Origin of the sequence: Micromonospora sp. NPDC049891 (assembly GCF_040660295.1) — a bacterium.
GTDB lineage: Bacteria > Actinomycetota > Actinomycetes > Mycobacteriales > Micromonosporaceae > Micromonospora.
The window spans coordinates 208,489-229,937 of record NZ_JBFAML010000008.1; the positions used below are offsets into that span (position 1 = coordinate 208,489).

At 71.4% G+C, this 21,449-nt stretch carries 18 protein-coding genes; 15 read left to right on the forward strand and 3 right to left on the reverse strand.

Annotation, left to right across the window (positions count from 1 at the left end):
* The first annotated feature begins 15 nt into the window (after positions 1-15).
* The 7 genes from AB0I71_RS13530 (at position 16) to AB0I71_RS13560 (ending at position 8,943) form a co-directional block, all read left to right on the forward strand.
* Complete coding sequence (locus tag AB0I71_RS13530; protein WP_357584190.1) at positions 16-1,266, forward strand: fused response regulator/phosphatase; 1,251 nt, start codon at positions 16-18, stop codon at positions 1,264-1,266.
* The gene (locus AB0I71_RS13535) at positions 1,263-3,038 is read left to right on the forward strand and encodes an ATP-binding protein (protein WP_357584192.1); all 1,776 of its coding nucleotides are present in this window, start codon (positions 1,263-1,265) and stop codon (positions 3,036-3,038) included. Before AB0I71_RS13530 ends, AB0I71_RS13535 begins: the two co-directional genes overlap by 4 nt.
* A complete protein-coding gene (locus tag AB0I71_RS13540; RefSeq protein ID WP_357584194.1) occupies positions 3,035-3,487 on the forward strand; it encodes a response regulator in 453 nt (150 codons plus the stop codon). The genes AB0I71_RS13535 and AB0I71_RS13540 overlap by 4 nt, the downstream gene beginning before the upstream one ends.
* The gene (locus AB0I71_RS13545) at positions 3,480-4,289 is read left to right on the forward strand and encodes an inositol monophosphatase family protein (protein WP_357584196.1); all 810 of its coding nucleotides are present in this window, start codon (positions 3,480-3,482) and stop codon (positions 4,287-4,289) included. Before AB0I71_RS13540 ends, AB0I71_RS13545 begins: the two co-directional genes overlap by 8 nt.
* A 314-nt stretch (positions 4,290-4,603) precedes the next feature.
* The gene (locus AB0I71_RS13550) at positions 4,604-5,608 is read left to right on the forward strand and encodes a hypothetical protein (RefSeq protein ID WP_357584296.1); all 1,005 of its coding nucleotides are present in this window, start codon (positions 4,604-4,606) and stop codon (positions 5,606-5,608) included.
* 36 nt (positions 5,609-5,644) lie between these two features.
* Positions 5,645-7,198: a fused MFS/spermidine synthase gene (locus AB0I71_RS13555; protein ID WP_357584198.1), complete on the forward strand. Its 1,554-nt coding sequence runs from the start codon at positions 5,645-5,647 to the stop codon at positions 7,196-7,198.
* A gap of 71 nt (positions 7,199-7,269) precedes the next feature.
* Positions 7,270-8,943, forward strand: a complete 1,674-nt coding sequence (locus AB0I71_RS13560) for a serine/threonine-protein kinase (protein ID WP_357584200.1) — start codon at positions 7,270-7,272, stop codon at positions 8,941-8,943.
* A 9-nt stretch (positions 8,944-8,952) separates the two neighbouring features.
* Here the strand turns inward: AB0I71_RS13560 and AB0I71_RS13565 are convergent, their stop codons facing one another.
* Entirely contained in the window at positions 8,953-9,624 is a 672-nt protein-coding gene (locus AB0I71_RS13565; protein WP_357584202.1) for a TrkA family potassium uptake protein, read from the reverse strand.
* Positions 9,614-10,948, reverse strand: a complete 1,335-nt coding sequence (locus AB0I71_RS13570; protein WP_357584204.1) for a potassium transporter TrkG — start codon at positions 10,946-10,948, stop codon at positions 9,614-9,616. Before AB0I71_RS13570 ends, AB0I71_RS13565 begins: the two co-directional genes overlap by 11 nt.
* A gap of 193 nt (positions 10,949-11,141) precedes the next feature.
* Here AB0I71_RS13570 and AB0I71_RS13575 point away from each other — a divergent pair, with 193 nt between their 5' ends.
* The 7 genes from AB0I71_RS13575 (at position 11,142) to AB0I71_RS13605 (ending at position 18,298) form a co-directional block, all read left to right on the forward strand.
* Entirely contained in the window at positions 11,142-12,263 is a 1,122-nt protein-coding gene (locus AB0I71_RS13575; RefSeq protein WP_357584206.1) for a glycerophosphodiester phosphodiesterase, read from the forward strand.
* A 392-nt stretch (positions 12,264-12,655) separates the two neighbouring features.
* Complete coding sequence (locus AB0I71_RS13580; protein ID WP_357584208.1) at positions 12,656-13,861, forward strand: substrate-binding domain-containing protein; 1,206 nt, start codon at positions 12,656-12,658, stop codon at positions 13,859-13,861.
* Between the two features lie 6 nt (positions 13,862-13,867).
* Positions 13,868-14,611, forward strand: a complete 744-nt coding sequence (locus AB0I71_RS13585) for an ABC transporter ATP-binding protein (RefSeq protein ID WP_099849466.1) — start codon at positions 13,868-13,870, stop codon at positions 14,609-14,611.
* Positions 14,608-15,432, forward strand: coding sequence for an ABC transporter ATP-binding protein (locus AB0I71_RS13590; protein WP_357584210.1), 825 nt, complete (start codon positions 14,608-14,610; stop codon positions 15,430-15,432). Before AB0I71_RS13585 ends, AB0I71_RS13590 begins: the two co-directional genes overlap by 4 nt.
* Positions 15,432-16,322 carry a branched-chain amino acid ABC transporter permease gene (locus tag AB0I71_RS13595; RefSeq protein ID WP_357584212.1) on the forward strand — a complete coding sequence of 297 codons (891 nt, stop codon included), beginning with the start codon at positions 15,432-15,434 and terminating at the stop codon, positions 16,320-16,322. Before AB0I71_RS13590 ends, AB0I71_RS13595 begins: the two co-directional genes overlap by 1 nt.
* Entirely contained in the window at positions 16,319-17,449 is a 1,131-nt protein-coding gene (locus AB0I71_RS13600) for a branched-chain amino acid ABC transporter permease (RefSeq protein ID WP_357584214.1), read from the forward strand. Before AB0I71_RS13595 ends, AB0I71_RS13600 begins: the two co-directional genes overlap by 4 nt.
* 102 nt (positions 17,450-17,551) lie before the next feature.
* Positions 17,552-18,298, forward strand: coding sequence for an SDR family oxidoreductase (locus AB0I71_RS13605; RefSeq protein WP_357584216.1), 747 nt, complete (start codon positions 17,552-17,554; stop codon positions 18,296-18,298).
* Positions 18,299-18,370: 72 nt separating this feature from the next.
* Here the strand turns inward: AB0I71_RS13605 and AB0I71_RS13610 are convergent, their stop codons facing one another.
* Entirely contained in the window at positions 18,371-19,168 is a 798-nt protein-coding gene (locus AB0I71_RS13610) for a hypothetical protein (RefSeq protein ID WP_357584219.1), read from the reverse strand.
* 92 nt (positions 19,169-19,260) lie between these two features.
* Between AB0I71_RS13610 and AB0I71_RS13615 the strand changes: the two genes are divergently transcribed.
* Positions 19,261-21,441, forward strand: a complete 2,181-nt coding sequence (locus AB0I71_RS13615; RefSeq protein WP_357584221.1) for a DEAD/DEAH box helicase — start codon at positions 19,261-19,263, stop codon at positions 21,439-21,441.
* The last annotated feature ends 8 nt before the right edge of the window (positions 21,442-21,449 follow it).

A 21,449-nucleotide genomic window follows, 5' to 3' on the forward strand; every position in this document is an offset into this window, starting at 1 on the left:
CCGCCAGTCGCGGCGGTGACCCGGCCGACCCGGGGGACCGGGATGACCGGTCCCTCCGTCGTGTCGTGGCCGTACCCGCAGGGAGGGCTGGGTGGCAACCCGAACCTGCCCCCCGGGGAGCGGCTGCGCGTGCTGCTGGTCGAGGACGACGAGGGTGACGCCTTCCTGGTCGGCGAGCTGCTGGCCGAGACGAACTCCGGGATCGACCTGCTGGTGGCGACCAGCCTCAGCGAGGCCCGCCGACGGATCGCGGGGGTTGACTGCGTACTGCTCGACCTGGGCCTGCCCGACGCGCAGGGGCTGGACGGGCTCCGGCAGGTGCTGGAGATGTCCGGCAGCGCGGCCGTCTGTGTGCTCACCGGTCGTACCGACGAGCACCTCGGCATTGTGGCGGTCGCCGAAGGGGCCCAGGACTACCTGGTCAAGGGCCAGGTCGACGGGGTGCTGCTGACCCGGGCGCTGCGCTACGCGGTGGAGCGTAAACGGGCCGACGAGAACGCCCGCCGGCTGCGGGAGGTGGAGCTGCGCCAGGCCGAGTCGGCCCGGTTGGAGCGCGGTCTGCTGCCTCAGCCGCTGATGTCGACCGACCAGATCGCGGTACACACCTTCTACCGGCCCGGCCGGCACGCCGCCCTGATCGGCGGGGACTTCTACGACGTGGTGCAGACCCGGCCGGACCGGGTGGATCTGATCATCGGTGACGTCTGCGGACACGGCGTGGACGAGGCGGCCCTCGGAGTCGAGCTGCGGGTGGCCTGGCGGGCACTGATCCTCGCCGGGGTACCTGACGACGAGGTGCTCCCCGCGCTGGAACAGGTGCTGATGAGCGAGCGCCGGCTTCAGGAGATCTTCGCGACCGTGGCGACGGCCCGGCTGGACCTCGCCGCCGGCCGGGCGACGGTGCGGCTGGCCGGCCACCCGCCACCGGTGCTGCTCGCCGGTGGGCGGGTGACTCCGGTGCCGGCACCGGGTGGTCTGCTGCTCGGCGTACGGCCCCGCCGGCCGGTCGCCTTCGACCTGAAGTTCGACACCGAGGACTGGTCTCTGCTGATGTACACCGATGGTCTGATCGAGGGCCGGGTGGGCGCGGGCGACGAACGGCTCGACGTGCCCGGCCTGACCCGCCTGCTGGCCGAGCCGGCGAGCCGGGCGGTTCCGCTGCCGGACCTGCCGGCCTGGCTGGTCGGCCGGGCCGAGCAGCTCAACGACGGTCCGTTCGCCGACGACGTGGCGATGCTGCTGGTCACGCGGGGTGGTGGCCGGTGACGAGTACGGGTGCCGGCTGGAGTCTGCGCGGTCGGCTGGCGGTGCTGGTCGCGGTCGTCGGGTTGCTGCTGATCGGGGTGGCTGTCGCGGAGGCGGTGGTCGCCACCCGTAACCGGGCGCACATCGATGCGGTGCTCAACGTGACAGGTCCGCTGCGCGCCCAGTCTCAGGAGCTGCTCGCGGTCCTGGTCGATCAGGAGACCGCCATCCGGGGGTACGCGTTGACCGGCGAGCGGGAGGACCTCGCCCCGTTCGACACCGGCCGGCAGCGTGAGCAGGAACTGGCCGCCTCGATGGACCGGCTGTTGACCACATACCCGGAGCTGCGCGACGAGTTCCAGCTGGTGCAGCAGCGGGCGGAGCAGTGGCGGCAGACTGTCGCCCTGCCGGTCATCGGCGCCATCGAGGCCGGTGGCACCGCCGCTGGCCAGCAGCTGCTCACCGACCAGTCGCGGCAGCAGTTCGACCAGATCCGGGTCGCCGTCGACGTGCTTCAGACGGGCATCCTCGAGGTGCGCGAAGAGGCCGCCACGGACGTACGCAGCACCAGCAACCTGCTGGTGCTGCTGCTGGTCATCGCCGCGCTCGTGGTGCTGGTCGCCGGGGTGGTGCTGCTCACCTCGCTGGAGCGGATGGTGATCCGTCCGTTGACCAGCCTGGCCGGGCAGGTGCGGGAGGTCGCCATCGGCGACTACGGCCACGGCATCTCCGGCACCGGTCCGCCGGAGTTCCGGCGTCTCGGCGAGGACGTGGACGCCATGCGCCAGAAGATCGCCGCGGACCTGGCCGAGGTGCGTGAGGCCCGGGAGCGGATCGAGTGGGTCAACACCCAGTTGCAGAAGCAGGCCGAGGAGCTGACCCGGTCCAACCGTGACCTGGAGCAGTTCGCCTACGTCGCCTCGCACGACCTGCAGGAGCCGCTGCGCAAGGTGGCGAGCTTCTGTCAGCTCCTCCAACGGCGTTACGCTGGGCGGCTCGACGAGCGGGCGGACCAGTACATCGCCTTCGCGGTGGACGGCGCGCAGCGGATGCAGCGGCTGATCAACGACCTGTTGGCGTTCTCCCGGATCGGACGGCTCACCGCGGGCTTCACCGATGTCGACCTGAACCACCTGATGGAGGAGGTGGCGGCGCAGACCGAGCCGGCCCGGCAGTACGCCGACGCCGAGCTGACCTGGGGCGAACTGCCGGTGATCCGCGGTGAGGAGCCCCTGCTGACCAACCTGCTGGTCAATCTGGTCAGCAACTCGGTGAAGTTCCGTCGGGCGGATGTTCCGCCGAAGGTGCACGTCTCGGCCCGGCTGATCGGCGAGGATTGGGAGATCACCTGCCAGGACAACGGCATCGGGATCGAGCCGGAGTTCGCCGACAAGATCTTCGTCATCTTCCAGCGGTTGCACGCCAAGGACGCTTACCCGGGTACCGGGATCGGGTTGGCGATCGTCAAGAAGATCGTGGAGTACCACGGTGGTCGGGTCTGGGTGGACACGGACGTGCCCGAGGGGACGGCGATCCGTTTCACCCTGCCGGCGCTGCCCGCCGACGTCGAGGCCGCGAAGGGCGCGACGGGTGCGGACGGGTCCGGTGCGGACGGGTCCGATCCGGCGGAAGTCGGGACGGACGAGGCGTCGGACCGGGCCGATGACGAGGCCCGGGCGGGTGACGGTACCGTCGGCGCCGAGGCCGGCGGCGGATCGGAGCGCCCCTCGGCCGTCGCTGGTCTGTCACAGGCCAGCGGTGGGACAGGTGGCATGAAGGAGGCGGTGGGATGACCGCGCCGGCGGACGGCAACAGCCCGATCGAGGTGCTGCTGGTCGAGGACGACCCGGGCGACGTGTTGATGACCCAGGAAGCGTTCGAGGAGCACAAGCTGCGCAACCGGCTCAACGTCGTCTCCGACGGTGCCGAGGCGCTGGCCTACCTGCGGCGCGAGGGCCAGTACGCGGACGCGGAGCTGCCGGACCTGATCCTGCTCGACCTGAACCTGCCCCGGCGGGACGGCCGGGAGGTGCTGGAGGAGATCAAGAAGGACGAGCAGCTCTGCCGGATCCCGGTGGTGGTGCTGACCACGTCCCAGGCCGACGAGGACATCCTGCGCAGCTACCAGCTGCACGCGAACGCGTACGTCACCAAGCCGGTCGACTTCGAGCAGTTCATCGCGGTGGTCCGGCAGATCGACGAGTTCTTCGTCAGCGTGGTGAAGCTGCCGCCACGTGGCTGACACCCTGCTCGACGACGTCGCCGGGCTGTTGCGGGAAGCCGCCGACCACGTCGTACTGCCGTTGTTCCGTCATCTCGACGCCGCTGACGTGACCGAGAAGGCCCCCGGTGAGCTGGTCACGGTCGCCGACCGGCGGGCCGAGGAAATGATCAGCGCCGAGTTGCTCCGGCTGCGCCCCGGTTCGGTGGTGGTCGGCGAGGAGGCGGTGGCCGACGATCCTGACCTGCTGCGTCACCTGCGCGCCTCCGGGGACGTGTGGCTTGTCGACCCGGTCGACGGCACCGCGAACTTCGCGGCGGGCCGCCGTCCGTTCGCGTTGATGGTCTCCCTGCTCACCGATGGTGAGCCGGTGGCCGCGTGGGTGTTCGACCCGCTGGCCGACGCGCTGGCGACCGCCCGTACCGGCGAGGGCACGTACCTGGACGGTCAGCCGTTGCAGCTGCCCGACGGGGCACCGCCGGTGGGTGAGTTGCGGGGCGCCGCGATGACGAAGTTCCTGCCGGGGCCCTCCCGGCGCACGGTGGAGGCGGGCGGTGCGCGGCTCGGCGAGCTGCTGCCGGGGCAGCATTGCGCCGGTCGCGAGTATCTCGACGTGCTCACCGGCCAGCAGCAGTTCGTGTTGTTCTGGCGGACCCTGCCCTGGGACCACGGCCCGGGCACCTTGCTGGTGCGGGCCGCGGGCGGCGTGGCCCGCCGACTCGACGGCACGGACTACCACCCAGCCGACACCGAACACGGCCTCCTGGTCGCCGTCAACGACAAGGTCTGGACCGAAGTCCACACCACTCTCCTCTCCACCTGACCCCTCCAACCCCGCGTTGATTTCGCGTTGATCATGAGGTTGACGGCAGTCTCAGAGATCAAAATTGCCGCTAATCTCATGATCAACGCGGGCGGGACGCGGGGTGAGGTGCGGAGGGTGAGGGGGTGGTTGCGGGGGGTCGAGGGTTGGCTGGGGTTGAGGGTCGGGGGGCTGGTGGGGAGGGCTGCTTCCGGTATCCTGACCGGCGGCCTTCCGCCAGCAGGCCGCCGACCGGCGCCGGCGGGGGCCGCCGCCGCGCAGTGAACTCATCGGGGGCCGGCGGCCGACGAAAGGATGCTTTCGTGCGCAGGTCCATGCCCGTCCGGCGGTACGCCCACCGGCCGCTGATCGCCCTGCTCGCCGCCGTGGCGCTGCTGCTCGGCGTGGGTGCCGTGCCGGCGTACGCCGAGCCCAACGAGGGCGGCAGCAAGAAGCTGCGCGACGCCCTGGAGGCCACCGCCAAGGCGCACATCGACGCCAAGCGAAAGCTGGACGGCTCGAAGAAGCGGCAGAAGCAGATGGCCAAGGAGCTGGCTGCGATGGAGGGCCGGCTGGACGAGCTGACCGCAATGGTCGGTGAAGTGGCCGCCCAGTCCTACCGGGTCGGGCGGCTCAGCCCGGCGGCCGTGCTGCTGGACAGCACCACCCCGGAGGCGTTCGTGCAGCGGGCGGCCAACCTCGACATGATGGCCCAGCGGGACGGCCGGCGGATCCGCGAGCTGAGCGAGGCGCGTGAACAGGCCCGGCAGGCCAAGCTCGCGATCAACGCCGAGGTGCGTGAGCAGACCAAGCAGCTGGCGGTGATGGCGAAGAAGAAGCGGGAGGCCGAGGCGGCCCTGGCGGCGGTCAGTTCCGGCAGCAGCGGCGGGTTCAGCGGTGGCAGCTCCACCTCGGCGAAGCCGGCGCCCCGCAACTCCGACGGCTCCTGGCCCGGCGAGTCGTGTTCGGTGAACGACCCGACCACCTCGGGCTGCATCACACCGCGCACCCTGCACGCGCTGAAGCAGACCCAGGCCGCTGGCTACAAGCGGCACGTCTCCTGCTACCGCAGCGGCGGCTCCGGCGAGCACCCCAAGGGGCGGGCCTGTGACTTCTCGGCCGCCACGAACGGCTTCGAGGACCGTACCGCCACCGGCGGCGACAAGTCGTACGGAGACAGCCTGGCCGCCTGGCACGTCCGCAACGCCGACCGGCTCGGCGTGCTCTACGTGATCTGGTACCGCCAGATCTGGCACCCGGGTACCGGGTGGCGAGCGTACGGCGGAAGTGGCAGTCCGGCCGCCGACCACACGAACCACGTTCATCTTTCCATGCATTGACGTACGCGCGGCGGATCGCTGCGTACCATCGCCACGATGAACTCTCCATCGCCTGAGGTGGCGGCACCTACCGTGTCGTCCTCGCCGGAGGTGCCCCGGGCCCTGCCCAACGGGCTCGCCGCGTTCCTGGTCTTCTACTCCAGCGGCGCTGTCCTGGTCCTGGAGACCGCCGCGTTGCGCCTGGTCGGGCCGTACGTCGGGGTCACCCTTCAGGTGACCAGCTCGGTCATCGGGATCGCGCTGGCGGCGATCGCGTACGGGGCGTGGGCGGGCGGTTGGCTGGCCGACCGGCGCAACCCGCGTACGCTCCTGGCCCCGGCGCTGGTGCTCTCCGGCATCGCCACCGCGATCACCCTGCCGGCGGTGCGGTACGCCGGTGAGGTGCTGCGCGGCGGCGCGGCCAGCGCCGTCCTGCTGCTGGTCGCGGTCGCCGTCTTCGCGCCCGCGATGCTGCTCTCCTCGGTCAGCCCACTGGTGATCAAGCTTCAGCTCGCCGACCTGCGCCGCACCGGCCAGGTCGTCGGCCGTCTCTCCGGCATCGGCACGCTCGGCGCCGTCACGGCCACCCTGGTCACCGGCTTCGTGCTGGTGGCCGCCCTGCCCAGCACCGTCATCCTGTTCGGGCTGGCCGCCTCCCTCGGCATCGTCGGCATCGCGCTGGGCGTGTACCTGCACCGGCAGGACCGCGCCGCCCTGCCCGGGCCGGCCCGGGTCAAGGCCGCGCTGGCGGTGCTCGGTCTGGCCGGGGCCGGGCTGACCATGGTCGCCCCGAATCCCTGCGACGTCGAGACGGCGTACCACTGCGCCCGTGTCCAGGCCGATCCGGGCCGGGACAGCGGACGGACCCTACTGCTCAACTCGGCCCAGCACTCGTACGTGGACCTGGCTGACCCGACCCACCTGGAGTACGCGTACACCCGGTGGATCGGCGCGGTGGCCGACGTGCTCGCTCCGTCCGGCCAGCGGCTCGATGCGCTGCACCTGGGCGGTGGCGGGTTCACCGTGCCGCGTTACCTGACCGCCACCCGGCCCAGTACCGACAACCTGGTGTTCGAGATCGACGGTGGGCTTGTCGAGTTGGGGGAGCGGCGACTCGGCGTACGCCAGGGGCCGGACCTGCGGGCGGTGGTGGGCGACGCCCGGCTGCTCGTCGCCGCCGAGGCGACCGACAGCCGGGACTTCGTGGTGGGCGACGCCTTCGGACATCTGGTGGTGCCGTGGCACCTGGCCACCCAAGAGATGGCCGCCGAGATCCGTCGGGTGACCCGGCCGGGTGGGATCTACGTGCAGAACGTCATCGACTACCCGCCGCTGCGGTTCATCCGCAGCGAGGTGGCCACCGTCGCCGCCGAGTTCGGGCATGTCGCGCTGATCGCCCCGCCCGAGGCGCTGGCCGGGGAGCGGGGTGCGAACTTCCTCATCGTGGCCTCCGACGCGCCGCTGCCGCTGGCTGCGGTACGGGCCCGCCTCGACGACGCCAACGAGCCGGTCAGCCTGCTCAGCGGCGGTGAGCTGACGGACTTCGTCGGCGACGCGTTGGTGCTCACCGACGATTACGCGCCGGTGGACCAACTGCTCGCCACCGCCTGATCGGGTGACATCCGTGACCGAATCAGACCAGAAAGGTGTAGGCGGCCTCACGTCGGGCAACAACGCCGACCATGGGTGGTGGGGTAAGTAGGGGAGCAGCGCAACTGCTCGGTGAGCGGTACCGGCTGATCGAGCAGCTCGGCGCTGGCGGCATGTCGGTGGTCTGGCGGGGCTACGACGAGGTGCTCGGCCGGCAGGTGGCGGTCAAGGTCCTCGCGTCCCGGCTGGCCAGCGACCGGGCGTTCCGACACCGGATCAGGATCGAGGCCCAGGCCGCCGCCCGGCTGTGCCACCCCAACATCACGAACGTGTACGACTACGGCGAGTCCGTCCAGGTCGGGTTGACCGTGCCGTACGTGGTGATGGAGTTGATCGACGGCGGCCCGCTGACCGCGCGGCTGGCCCGGGACGGACGCCTGCCGTGGCGGGAAGCGGTGACGGTGGCGGCCGAGGTCGCCTCCGCGCTGGCCACCGCGCACGCCCGAGGCGTGGTGCACCGCGACGTCACCCCCGGCAACGTGATGCTCACCGCGACCGGCGTGAAGGTTGTCGACTTCGGCATCTCCGCCCTGGTCGGTGAGAGCGAGAAGGGGCCCGACGGCACCCTGCTCGGCACCCCGGCGTACCTCGCTCCGGAACGGCTCGACAACGGTCAGGTCAGCCCGGCCACCGACGTGTACGCGGTCGGGTTGCTGCTGTACCGGATGCTCACCGGCCGGCTGCCCTGGCAGGCCGACACCACCACGCAGATGCTGCGGGCACACATGTACCGCGAGCCGGAGCCGATGCCCGAGGTGCCGGGCCTGCCCGGCGGCGTCGCCGACCTCGTCCAGAGGTGCCTGGCGAAGCGACCGGCGGACCGGCCGGCCACCGCCGAGTTGGCCCGGGTCCTCGCCCAGGCCGCCGGAAAGGTGCCGACGGTGCCGGTGGGCGTCGGCTCCGGTGAGACCACCCCGTCGTCGTTGGCCGACGCCGGCACCACGATCCTGCCCTGGTCCGCGGCGACCGGCGCGTTGCCCCTGGCCGGCCTGCGCACCCGTCGCGGGCTGACCCGCCGGCGCCGGGTGGAAGCGGTGGCGGCCGCCGCCGGGCTGATGATCGTCACGGCAGCGGTCTGGGGTGTCACCTCGCACAGCCCGGCCAGCGGCGGGATCGACCAGCCGACCCAGGCGCGCATCGGCGGCGAGCAGGAACTGCCCTGCCAGGTCACGTACGCGCTGCGTAAGGACTCCGGCAAGGACTTCACCGCGGAGTTGAGCCTGACCAACACCGGTGACCGTGAGCTGCGCGACTGGACCATGAGCTTCGCGTTCCCCGGCGAGCAGGAGGTGACCGCCGCGACACCGGCGCCGGTACGGCAGCAGGGTCGGGCCGTGGCGGTGCAACCGGCACCGCAGCGGCCCGCACTGGCACCCGGTGCCACCGAGAAGCTGAACCTGACCGGGCGGTACACCGGGACGAACCCGTTGCCTGTGGAGTTCCGGGTCGGCACGGCGGTGTGCGGGGTGCGGGTCTCCGGGGTGGCCGGCACCACCCCCACCACCAAGCCGGCACCTACCAAGTCGGCCCCGGCCAAGACGGTGAAGGCGACCGCGGGGAAGGCCGGTTCCGGCGGCTCCGGTGAGACCAAACCGAAGGCAAAGAAGTCCAAGGCCGAGAAGCCCAAGCCGGACGACGGCAAGGGAAAGGGCAAGGGCGGGGGCAAGCCGCAGCCGGGTAAGCCCGGCAAGGGCCCCGGCAGGTGAGCTGACCGGTCAGGACAGCGTGGAGAAGCGCTGGACCTGTTCGATGGTGCCCTCCACGATGAGCACTGTGTCCTCGGCGAGTTCCAGGCCGTCCGAGACGTAGCGGTACCGGCCCTCGCCCGGTCGCTTGATCCCGATCACCCGTACGCCGTAGCGGTCCAGCAGTCGGACCTCGGTGGTGGGGCGACCCACGAGCGACGCCGGTACGCGGATCCGCGCCACCGCGAAGGCCTCACCGAACTCCACGAAGTCGAGCATCCGGCTGATCATCAGGTGGGCGAGCCGCTCGCCGGTCTCCGCCTCGGGGAAGATCACGCGGTGCGCGCCGACCGAGGAGAGGATCTTCGCGTGCTGCCCTGATGTCGCCCGGGCCCAGATCTGCGGTACGCCCAGCTCCACCAGGGCGAGCACGGTGAGCACGCTGGCCTCGACGGAGGCGCCGATCGCCACCACCGCCCGGCCCAGGTCGGTCACCCCGAGCTGGCGCAGTGCCTCCTCGTCGGTGGCGTCGGCCTGCGCCACCTGGTCGAGCATCGGCGACCACTTCTGCACCTGCTGGGCGTCGCGATCGATGGCCAGTACCTCGCGCCCGAGGGCGGAGAGCGATTCGGCCAGGTGGCTGCCGAACCGGCCGAGGCCGATCACCGCGATGCCACCCTCGTCTGGCTTCCTATCCGACAACGGGTTGCTCCTCTGGGTAGCGGTAGAGCCGGCGTCGCGTGTTCAGGGCGATCGCCGAGCCGAAGGTGAGCGGCCCGACCCGGCCGACGTACATGAGCACGGTCAGCAGCAGATGGCCACCGTCCGACAGGGACGACAGGACGCCCACCGAGAGCCCGGTGGTGCTGAACGCCGACGTGACCTCGAACAGCGCGGCGTAGAACGGAAGCTTGTCGGTCATCGCGATGAGCGCGGCGGTCCCGGCCGCCACGATCGCGACGCTGAGCAGCGCGACGGTGAGGGCCTGCCGCTGACTGGCGGTGGCGACCCGACGGTGCCCGACCGTGACGTCCGGCTCGCCGCGGACCTCGGCCCAGATGACGAAGGCGAGCAGGAAGAACGTGGAGACCTTGATCCCACCGGCGGTGCTGGCGCTGCCGCCACCGATGAACATCAGCCCGATCAGCAGGGTGTAGCTCTCCTCCCGGAGCAGGTCGGTCGGCACCACCTCGAAGCCGCCGGTGCGGGCCAGCGCGATCTGCGTGAACGCGGCGACCACCTTGCCGGGAACGTTGTACTGACCGACCGTCCACGGATTGGCCCACTCGGCGGCCAGGAACGCGACCGCACCCAAGGCGATCAGGGCGGCGCTGCCCCAGATGGTCAACTTGGTGGCGACCGCCCAGCGGGCCGGCTGCCGCCATTCGCGGACCGCCTCGAACAGGGCCGGAAAGCCGAGACCGCCGACGATGGCGCCGAGGGCCAAGGGCAGGCTGACCCAGGGGTCGCGGGAGAAGGCCAGCAGCCCGTCGCTGTAGAGCGAGAAGCCGGAGTTGTTGAACGCCTGCACGGCGTGGAACGAGCCCGTCCAGAGGGCCTGCCAGAACGGATAGTCGTAGGCCAGCCAGAGACGTGCCGTGACGAGGAGCGCCATCACCAGCTCGCAGGCGAACACCGTGGCGGCGATGTGCAGCAGCAGCCGGCGTACGTCACCGAGCCCGTACTCCGCGGTCTCGGCCTGCACCAGCAGCCGGTTGTGCAGGCCGAGCCGCCGGGACACGGTGAGGATCACCAGCGCGGCACCGGTCAGGATGCCGAGCCCGCCCAGTTGGGTGAGCACCGTGATCAGTACCAGTCCGGGCCCGGACCAGTAGTTCGGGGTGTCGGTGACTGTCAGGCCGGTGACCGAGATGGCCGACGTGGCGGTGAAGAGCGCGGTCATGAACGGGGTGTGCTGGTACTCGATGGTCATCGGGCGCAGCATCAGCAGGCCGGTGCCGATCAGGATCGCCACCAGGAAGACCAGCGGCACGAGCCGCACCGGGTGACGAAGGAACCGACGCACCAGACAATCTTCCGATTTCACCCACCCGTTCCGGGCCGGAACCGGCATCCCGCCACCCCGCCCGCCGGCCTCCCTTGCTCTGCTTCAACGGACGCACGACGGAGGATTCACCGGATGGTCAGGCGCGGACCAACTGACGGTCAGCCCGGGCAGGTCTGCTGAGGCGGTTCCCCGACGAGTCAAGGAGACCGCGTTGCGACGTACCCTTTCCGCCCTCGGTGTGTCGGTGACCCTGCTCGCCGCCGCCGTGGCCACGCCCATGGTCGCCACGGCGAAGCCGGCAGGCGGCACGGACCCGGCCCGCGTCGGTGACCAACCCATCGTCATCGGTCACCGGGGTGCCAGCGGATACCGGCCGGAGCACACGCTTGAGGCGTACCGCCTGGCGATCCGGATGGGTGCCGACTACATCGAGCCTGATCTGGTCGCGACCGCCGACGGTGTGCTTGTCGCCCGGCACGAAAACGAGATCAGCGGTACGACCGATGTGGCGGCCAGGCCGGAGTTCGCCGACCGCCGGACCACGAAGACCATCGACGGGGTGTCGGTGACCGGCTGGTTCACCGAGGATTTCACCCTCGCTGAGCTGCGGACGCTGCGGGCCAAGGAGCGGCTGCCCCAGGTACGGGTCACCAACACCGCGTTCGACGGCCAGTTCCAGGTGCCCACCTTCCAGGAGGTGATCGACCTGGCCCGGGTCGAGGGCAAGGCACGTGGCCGGGTGATCGGTGTCTACCCGGAGACCAAGCACCCGACGTACTTCGCGTCGATCGGCCTGCCGCTGGAGGAGCCGCTGGTCGAGACGCTGCGTCGGGCAGGATGGACGAAGCGGAACTCGCCGGTCATCATCCAGTCCTTCGAGACGGCGAACCTGCGGCGGTTGGATCGGCTGACCGACGTCAGGTTGGCCCAGCTGCTCGACGCCGCCGGCCGTCCGTACGACTTCACCGTGGCCGGTGACACCCGCACCTACCGCGACCTGGCGACCCCCGCCGGACTGAAGTGGATCTCGCGCTACGCCGACGGTGTCGGCGCCAACAAGAACCTCATCGTGCCGCGCGACACCACCGGCAAGCTGCTCGCCCCGACGACCCTGGTCCGGGACGCGCACAAGGAGAAGCTGATCGTGCACGCCTGGACCTTCCGGGCGGAGAACCAGTTCCTTCCAACGGACTTCCGGATCGGCGCCGACCCGAACGCCCGCGGCGACATCCAGGCCGAGTACGAGCTGTTCTACCGGCTAGGCCTCGACGGCGTCTTCACCGACCACCCCGACACCGCCGTGGCCGCCCGCGCCGCCCTACCCCGCCGCTGAACCCCGCGCAGCACACCCTTCGGCCCGCCGCCATCCCCGGGCGGCGGGCCGCCCTGCTTCCGCGCACGCTGCCGGTGCGCAGGACACCGCAACTCGTGCCTTCGGCTTGCCCGGAGGCCCCGACATGTCGCAACCTGCCATCGCCAGAGAGCAGCCGCGCCTGCGAGTGGGCGGCGGACCGTGGGGGTGGGCGACACATGGCGGGCCGGTGTCGTGGGAGCGGTGCCCATCGCTGCGGCGGACCGGACCGCCCCGGGCGCCGAGCTTGTAAGGGCTGGCCACCCCAACCCTGTTACTTGTGTGTTTCCGCCACATAGCCCGTGGGTGACGTCACTTCTAGCGTGAGCCGACACATAAGGTTTCCTCCCTCTGAGTCCTCACGTGGAGTCGCAATGACGGTCCGGACGACACGGCGGGTGTTCCTCTCCGCCGCCACGATGATGGCCGCGGCGATCGCCGCCACGGCCTGTGGCAGCCCCCAGGACACCGCCAACGGCGGCGGCGACAGCGCCGCGCCGGTGAAGGTTGGTCTGGTCTACTCCCAGTCGGGAGCGCTGGCCAGTTACGGAAAGCAGTACATCGAGGGGTTCAGGGCCGGCCTGGACTTCGCCACCAACGGCACAAACAAGGTGGGCGATCGGGCGATCGAGATCACCGAGGTCGACGACGCGGGCGACCCGGCGAAGGCGGTCTCCGCGGCCAAGGACCTGATCGGCAAGGGCAACAAGATCATCGCCGGTTCCACGGCCTCGGGGGTGGCGCTCCAGGTCGCCCCGATCGCCGCGCAGAACAAGGTGCTGTTCATCTCCGGGCCGGCCGCCACCGACGCGGTGACCGGCGCGAACAAGTACACGTTCCGTTCCGGTCGGCAGTCGTACCAGGACGTGGTGACGGCGAAGTCGTTCATCGGTGACCCGGCCGGCAAGAAGGTGGTGGTCTTCGCCCAGGACGGTGCCTTCGGCGACGCCAACGAGGCGGCGGTCAAGGCGGTCATCGGCGGAGCCGGTGCGAGCGTCAGCGCCGTCCGGGCACCGGCCAGCGCGACCGAGTTCACCCCGTTCGCCAGCCAGATCAAGTCCGCCAAGCCGGACCTGCTCTTCGTCGCCTGGGCCGGCACCACCGCTCCGGCGATGTGGCAGACCCTCGACCAGCAGGGTGTGCTCACCTCCACCACTGTCGTCACCGGCCTGGACATCCGTGCCTCCTGGCCCACCTTCGGCGCCGCCGGCAGCAAGATCTCCTTCCTGTCGCACTACTTCGACGGGGCCAGCGACACCGAGGCGGCCAAGGCCGCGAAGGCGAAGGTCCCCGGCGGCACGCTCGACCTGTTCCACCCGGACGGGTTCGCCGCCGCGCAGATGGTGGTCCGCGCCGCGGCCGAGGGCGGCGACGACGTCGACAAGATGGTCACCGCGCTGGAGGGCTGGAGCTTCGAGAGCGTGAAGGGCACCATGACCATCCGCGCCGAGGACCACGCCCTGCTCCAGCCGATGTACCAGGCGAGCCTGACCGGCAGCGGCGACGCCTTCACCGCGGCCGCGCAGAAGGCGCTCACCGGTGACGAGACCGCACCGCCGGTCCAGGCGATGAAGGGCTGACCGGAGATGCTCGCCACCCGCGGTCTGACCTGGCGGATCGGTGAGGTCTCCATCGTCGACTCCGTCTACCTGGACCTGGCACCCGGGGAGTTCCTCGGCGTGATCGGCCCCAACGGTGCCGGCAAGACCTCACTGTTCAACCTGATCACCGGCCTGCGCCGGGCCACCGAAGGCCGGGTCACCCTGGACGGGCAGGACATCTCCGACCTGCCGCCGTACCGGCGGGCCCGGCTGGGCCTGGGCCGTACCTTCCAGGCGTCCTCGGTCTTCGGCTCGCTGAGCGTGCGGGAGAACGTCCGGCTCGCTGTGCAGGCACACCGCGGGGGTTCGCTCAAGCTGTGGCGGCGGGCGGCGGCCGACCGGGAGGTCGCCGCCGCCGCCGACGCGGCGCTCGACCGGGTCGGCCTGGCCCACCGGGGTACGGCGTTGGCCGGCACCCTCGCCCACGGCGAGAAGCGGAAGCTGGAGATCGCGCTGCTGCTGGCCGGCGAGCCACGGGTGATGCTGCTCGACGAGCCAATGGCCGGGGTCAGCGCCGAGGACGTGCCGGAGCTGGTCCAGGTGATCCGTTCGTTGACCGGCGACAGCGGCCGGGCGGTGCTGATGGTCGAGCACCACATGGACGTGATCCTCGAACTGGCCGACCGGATCGCCGTGATGCACCACGGCGCGCTGCTGGCCTGCGACACACCGGAGACGGTGATGGCCAACCCGACAGTACAAGAGGCCTATCTCGGGGAGTCGCTGTGACCGAACCCGTACTCACCGTGGAGGATCTGTCGGTCCGGATCGCCGGGCTGCACATCCTCCAGGGAGTGTCGTTCACTGTCGCTCCGACCGGAGTCACCGTGCTGCTCGGCCGCAACGGGGTTGGCAAGACCACCACGCTGCGCGCCGTCGTGGGGCTGACCCCGCGTAACGGCGAGGTGCGTGGCACGGTCCGGATGGGTGCCCAGAGCCTGCTGTCCCAGCGGACCCACCGCCTGGTCCGCGGCGGGCTCGGATACGTGCCGGAGGACCGCTGCGTCTTCGCCGGCCTCACCGTCGCGGAGAACCTGCGGCTCGCCGAGCGGCGCGGCACATCCCCGGCGTACGACCGGGTGTTCGCCCTCTTTCCCGAGTTGGACAGGCGTTCCCGGCAGCGGGCCGGCTCGCTCTCCGGTGGGCAGCAGCAGATGCTCGCCATCGGCCGGGTGCTGCTCAACGACAACCGACTGCTGCTTGTCGACGAGCCGACCAAGGGGTTGGCGCCGAAGGTGGTGACCGAGGTGGCCGAGGTGCTGGAACGGGTCGCGGAGTCCGTACCGGTGCTGCTTGTCGAGCAGAACCTGGCGGTGGTCCGGCGGCTGGCGCGCGACGCGGTGGTGCTCGCCGCCGGCCGCGTCGCCTGGACCGGTGACGCCCAGGAGTTGCTGTTGGAGACCGCGCTGACCCGGTCCCTGCTCGGCGTCGGGTCGGCGGAGGGCCACCATCCTTCCGGGCCGGCCACCGGGCACCAGCCCGCCGGGGCGGCAGTAGAACGGGTCGACCACCCGGCCGCCGCCGCGTCGGCCCCGGAGGACGGTAGCTGATGGACGCGATCATTCTGCTGACGCTCACCGGCCTCGGCCTGGCAGCCCTCTACTTCCTGGTCGCCTCCGGGCTGTCGTTGGTCTTCGGTCTGGCCGACGTGCTCAACTTCGCCCACGGGCTCTTCCTCGGCGTCGGCGCGTACGCCACCTGGTGGGCTGCGGGCAACCTGCCCGGCGCCGGCCCCGACGGCCTCGGCTTCGTGGTCGCGGTCGCCTTCGGGGTGGCCGCCGGCACGCTGATGGCGATCCTTGTCGAACTGGTGCTGATCCGGCCGCTCTACTCGCGCACCATCGAGCAGGTGCTGGTCACCGTCGGTCTCTCACTCGCCGGCGTGGCGCTGTTGCAGGCCACCTGGGGTGCGGACGCCCGACCGTTCCCGCGTCCGGCCTGGACCCGCGAGGTGACCTCGATATTCGGCGCGCAGGTGCCGAACGGAGGGCTGCTGCTGATCGTCGCCGCGACGTTGGTACTCGGCGCGATTCTCGCCTTCCTCCGCTGGACCCGCTACGGCCTGATCATCCGGGCCGGGGTGGAGAACCGGGAGATGGTGACCGCGCTGGGTATCGACGTACGCAAGGCGTTCACCCTGGTCTTCGCCATCGGCGGGGCGGCGGCGGCGTTGGCCGGGGCGCTGGGCAGCGTCTACTTCGGCACCGTCTCGCCCCAGCAGGGCGGCTCGCTGCTGATCTTCGCGTTCATCGTGGTGGTCATCGGCGGCATGGGCTCGGTGGTCGGGTCCGCGTACGCGGCGGTCGCGGTCGGGCTGCTGCAACAGTTCGTCAACTACTACGGCACCTCCGGGCTGGGCGACATCTGCGTGGTGGCGCTGCTGGCCGTGGTGCTGCTGCTGCGCCCGCAGGGCATCGCCGGAAAGGCGGTTACGGCATGACCGAGGTCAAGAGTCCCGAGGTTCCGGCACCCCCGGCGGCGGTGCCCGACGAGCTGACCGAGGAACCGGGCCGCTGGGGCCGACTCCGCCCGTTCCTGCCGCTTGTCGCCCTGGCGGTGGCGTTGATCCTGCCGTATTCGACGCTGCACCTGCCCGGCATCTTCGAGGGTGCGCTGAACTCGCCGGGCACCCTGCAACTGCTCGCCGTGTGCCTGGTCTTCGGCGGTCTGGCAGCCGGCTACGACCTGCTGTTCGGGCGCACCGGGATGCTCTCCTTCGGTCACGCCCTCTACTTCGCCGCCGGCGTCTACGGCACCGACATCCTGATCACCCGGGTCGGGTTGCCGCTGTGGCAGGCCGCACCACTGGCCATCGTCGGTGGCACGATCCTCGCCGGTCTGCTCGGCGCGGTGGCGCTGCGTACGGTCGGCATCGCCTTCGCCATGGTGACGCTGGCGTTCGCGCAGGTCGGGGCGATCCTGGTGGCCCGGGACTTCGGCGGGCTCACCGGCGGTGAGGAGGGGTTGCCGCTGGACGTCGCCGGGCTGCCGGAGGGGCTGGTCGGGGTCGCCAACACGGTGAACCTGTACTGGCTGGCGCTGGCGTACCTCGTGGTGGTGGTGTTCGTGGTGCACCGCGTCAGCGGCTCACCTACCGGTCGGGTGCTGGCCGGGCTGCGCGACGACGAGCGCCGCATCGGCGTGCTCGGGTTGGATCCGTACCGGTTCAAGCTCGTCGCCTTCACCCTGGCCGGTGGTCTCGCGGCGGCCGGCGGGGTGGTCTACTGCCTGATCGTCGGCGGCGCCTCGCCGCACATCACCAGCAGCGAGTTGACCCTGTCCCTGCTGGTGATGGTGGTCCTCGGCGGGCCGGGCACCCGGTGGGGTCCGGTGCTGGGCGGCATCCTCTACATGTACCTCGATCACCGGCTGGTGTCCTTCGGCACCTCCGACGCGGTGAACGCGTTGCCGGCGTTCCTCAGCCGGCCACTGTCCCAGCCGCTGTTCGTGCTGGGCACCGTCTTCATCCTGGCCGTCTACTTCTTCCCCGGCGGCCTGGCCAGCCTCGCCCCTCGCCTGTCCCTGCTCCGCGACTCCCTGCGCCTCGGCACCCGACGCCAGGGTTGATCACGAGGTTGGCGGGGCGGCACAACGGCGTGCCGTCCCGCTAACCTCATGATCGGCGGCCCCGGACGGGGCGTGTGGGCGAGTGGCGGTGGGAAGGGTGGCATGAGCGAGCGGTTGGCCGTGGTCAGCGGCGGCGGTACGGGCATCGGGGCGGCAGTGGCGCGGGCGCTCGTCGTGGACGGCTGCTCGGTGCTGGTCGTGGGTCGGCGCCCGGAGGTGCTCACTGCGGCGACCGAGCGGATCGGAGCCGAATCCGGCCGTCCCGACGCGATCCGGTCCGTGACGGCGGACCTCACCGACCCCGACCACGTGGTGAAGGTGGTCGAGGCGGTCGGCGGTCGGCCGGTCGACGTGCTTGTCAACAACGCCGGCGGCTACCACAGCGCGGACAGCGGCACGCTTGCCGGGATCGCCGCGAACTGGCGGGCGACCCTGGACACGAACGTGCTCACCGCGGTGCTGCTCACCGAGGCGTTGCGGCCGGCACTGCGCCGGCCCGGCGGACGGGTGATCCTGATCAGCTCCATCGCCGCGCAGCGTGGTGGCGGCGACGCGTACTCGGCGGCGAAGGCGGCGCTGCACGGCTGGGCGTACAGCCTGGCGGCCCAACTCGGGCCGGACCAGATCACGGTCAACGTGGTCAGCCCGGGCTACGTCGCGGAGACCGAGTTCTTCGCCGGCCGGATGACCCCGGAGGGACACGCGCAGCGGGTCGCCGCGACCCTGGTCGGGCGCGCCGGGGTGCCGGACGACGTCGCCGAGTCGGTGCGCTACCTGGCCAGCCCTGCCGCAGGCTACGTGACCGGCCAGGTGCTCGGGGTCAACGGCGGGTCGGTGCTCGGTCGCTGACCCGACCATGATCGTCCGGCGGGGCGCGGCCTTCCGCGATGGCCGCGAACCTCCTGATCGGGGCGCGGCTGGTCAGCCGTTGAGCAGGTCGTACGCGGCGGACGGGGCCTGCTGGGCCTGGCCGCCGGTGAACGCGACAACCTCGGGGGCGGCGCCGAAGTCGAAGTACTCGACCACATACTCGGACGCCTTCTTCTTGCCGGCCGCCGGGATCTCCAGAGTCAGCGAGGACAGGTTGCCGTCCGCGCCGACCACCGCGCTGAGCGGGAGCTGCCCGGCTGCGTCACCGAGCGCGGCCACGCCCTCCAGGGCGTCAGCCAGCTCGGGCACGGCGGACAGGTCCACCACGCCGGTGTACGTCCCGGGCTCACCGGCCTGGACGTCGGTTGCCGCGCGGATGATCGCGTCGGCGTTGCCCGGGTCGGTGCCCTCGTAGGTGGGCAGCGAGTCCGGGCCCTCGATCTTGGCCGGGTCCAGCTCCATCCACTTGGTGGGCAGCTTCATCAGCTTCTGGATGTCCTTCGCGCCCTTGAAGTTCACCTTCATCCAGGTGCGTGACTCGACCATCCGGAAGGACATCTCCAGGGTGAAGTCCTTGTCCTTGGTGACGGTGTCGATGTCCATGCCCCGGTTCGCCGGATCGACCACACCCGAGACGTCACCCGAGGCGTCGCTCGTGGTGAAGCGGAACGCCGGGTCCTGTTCACCCGGCACGGCCGCCAGCAACTCCTGCTTCGGGTCCGGCGGCGGGGGAGCCGCCTCCGGGGTGGCCTCGTCGTCGCAGCCGGCCACCAGGGTCGCGGCCAGCAGGGCGGCGGCCACGGCCGCGAGACGCCGGGTCGTGGCGGTGGTGCCGGTTCGCTGAGTCATCTCGTCTCTCTCTCCGGTATCGAACGGGAATGGTAGAACACACTCCCGGCCGCGGTCCGGCTCCGCTGCCGCACCGCTGGTAGAAACGTCGGATGAGCCAGGAACGGACGGCGGTACGGCAGCGGGCCGAGGCGGTGCTGCGCCGGCTGGCCGGCGCGCAGGCCCGGCTCCGCGAGGACCAGTGGCGGGCGATCGAGGCGCTGGTGGTGGATCGGCGACGGGTGCTCTGTGTGCAGCGCACCGGGTGGGGCAAGTCGGCGGTGTACTTCGTGGCGACCGCGCTGTTGCGCCAGCGCGACGGCGACGAGACGCACCGCCCGGCTGCTCCCGCCGGGCCGACGGTCATCGTGTCGCCGTTGCTGGCCCTGATGCGTAACCAGGTCGACGCGGCGGCCCGGGCCGGGATCCGGGCCCGCACCATCAACTCGGCGAACCTGGACGAGTGGGACGACATCACCGCCGAGATCCACGCCGGGACGGTGGACGTGCTGCTGATCAGTCCGGAACGGCTCAACAACCCGGACTTCCGGGACGGCGTGCTGCCGAAGCTGGCCGCCACCACCGGTCTGCTGGTGGTCGACGAGGCGCACTGTGTGTCGGACTGGGGGCACGACTTCCGGCCGGACTACCGCCGGCTGCGTACCTTCCTCGGTAACCTGCCCGACCGCACCCCGGTGCTCGCGACGACCGCCACCGCCAACGCCCGGGTGACCCGGGACGTGGCCGAACAGCTGGGCACCGAACCGACAGCCGCGACCGGGCCGCGACCGGACGTCCTGGTGCTGCGGGGCAGCCTGGACCGGGAGTCGCTCCGGCTGGGCGTGCTCGACCTGCCCAGCCCGGCGCACCGGCTCGGTTGGCTCGCCGACCACCTGGACCGGCTCCCCGGCTCCGGCATCGTCTACACCTTGACCGTGGCCTCGGCGACGGAGACCACCGAGTTCCTCCGCTCGCGCGGCTGGGCGGTGGCCGCGTACACCGGGCAGGCAGAGGACGCCGACCGCCGCGCCGCCGAGCAGGACCTGCTGGACAACAAGATCAAGGCCCTGGTGGCCACGAGTGCGCTCGGCATGGGTTTCGACAAGCCGGATCTCGGCTTCGTCGTGCACCTCGGCGCGCCGCCGTCGCCGATCGCGTACTACCAGCAGGTGGGCCGGGCCGGACGGGCCGTGGAACACGCCGAGGTGCTGCTGCTGCCCGGCGCCGAGGACGCCGCGATCTGGCGGTACTTCGCCTCGTTGGCCTTCCCACCGGAGGAGCAGGTCCGCGCGGTGCTGGCCGCGCTGCACACCGACCGGCCGCTGTCCACGCAGGCCCTGGAGCCCCTGGTGGACCTGCGGCGGGCCCGGCTGGAGCTGATGCTCAAGGTGCTCGACGTGGACGGCGCGGTCCGCCGGGTACGCGGCGGCTGGCTCGCCACCGGCGAGCCCTGGACCTACGACGAGGCCCGGCTGCGCCGCGTCGCCGCGGCCCGCACCGCCGAACAACAAGCGATGATCGAGTACGCGGCGACCACCGGCTGCCGGATGCGTTACCTGCGCGAATGCCTGGACGATGCGGAGGCGCTCGACTGCGGCCGGTGCGACAACTGCGCCGAGGCGCTGTTCCCGCCCGAGGTCTCGGCGGCCGCGCTGACCGCCGCGCAGACCTTCCTCGGCCGTCCCGGGGTCCAGATCGCGCCGAAGAAGCTCTGGCCGACCGGCCTGGAGTCGGTGGGCGTACCCCTGAAGGGGCGCATCGCCCCGGCGGAACAGGCGCTGCCGGGCCGCGCCGTCGGTCGGCTGTCGGACCTCGGCTGGGGTGGCCGGCTGCGCGGCCTGGTCGGGCCGGGCGCGTCGGACGGCCCGGTGCCCGATGACGTGGCCGCCGCCGTCGTCGAGGTGCTCAAGGCGTGGGCACACGGCGACGACCCCTGGCCGAGCCGCCCGGCCGGGGTGGTCGCGGTCAGTTCCCGGACCCGTCCGTCGCTTGTCGGTTCGCTGGCCGAGCGGATCGCCGCCGTCGGCCGGCTGCCGCTGCTGGGCCAGGTGAGCTGCGCCGGGTCGGTGGCCGCCGACGGTCCGCGCGGCAACAGCGCCCAGCGGGTACGCGCCCTGCACGGCACCCTCACCGTCCCCGGTGACCTCGCCGACGCCGTGGCCGACCTGGACGGCCCGGTGCTGCTGGTGGACGACCTGGTCGACTCCGGGTGGACCATGACGATGGCGGCCCGGGAACTCCGCCGTGCCGGTGCGCGAGCCGTCCTCCCGCTGGCCCTCGCCCTCGCGGCGTAGTACCCGAT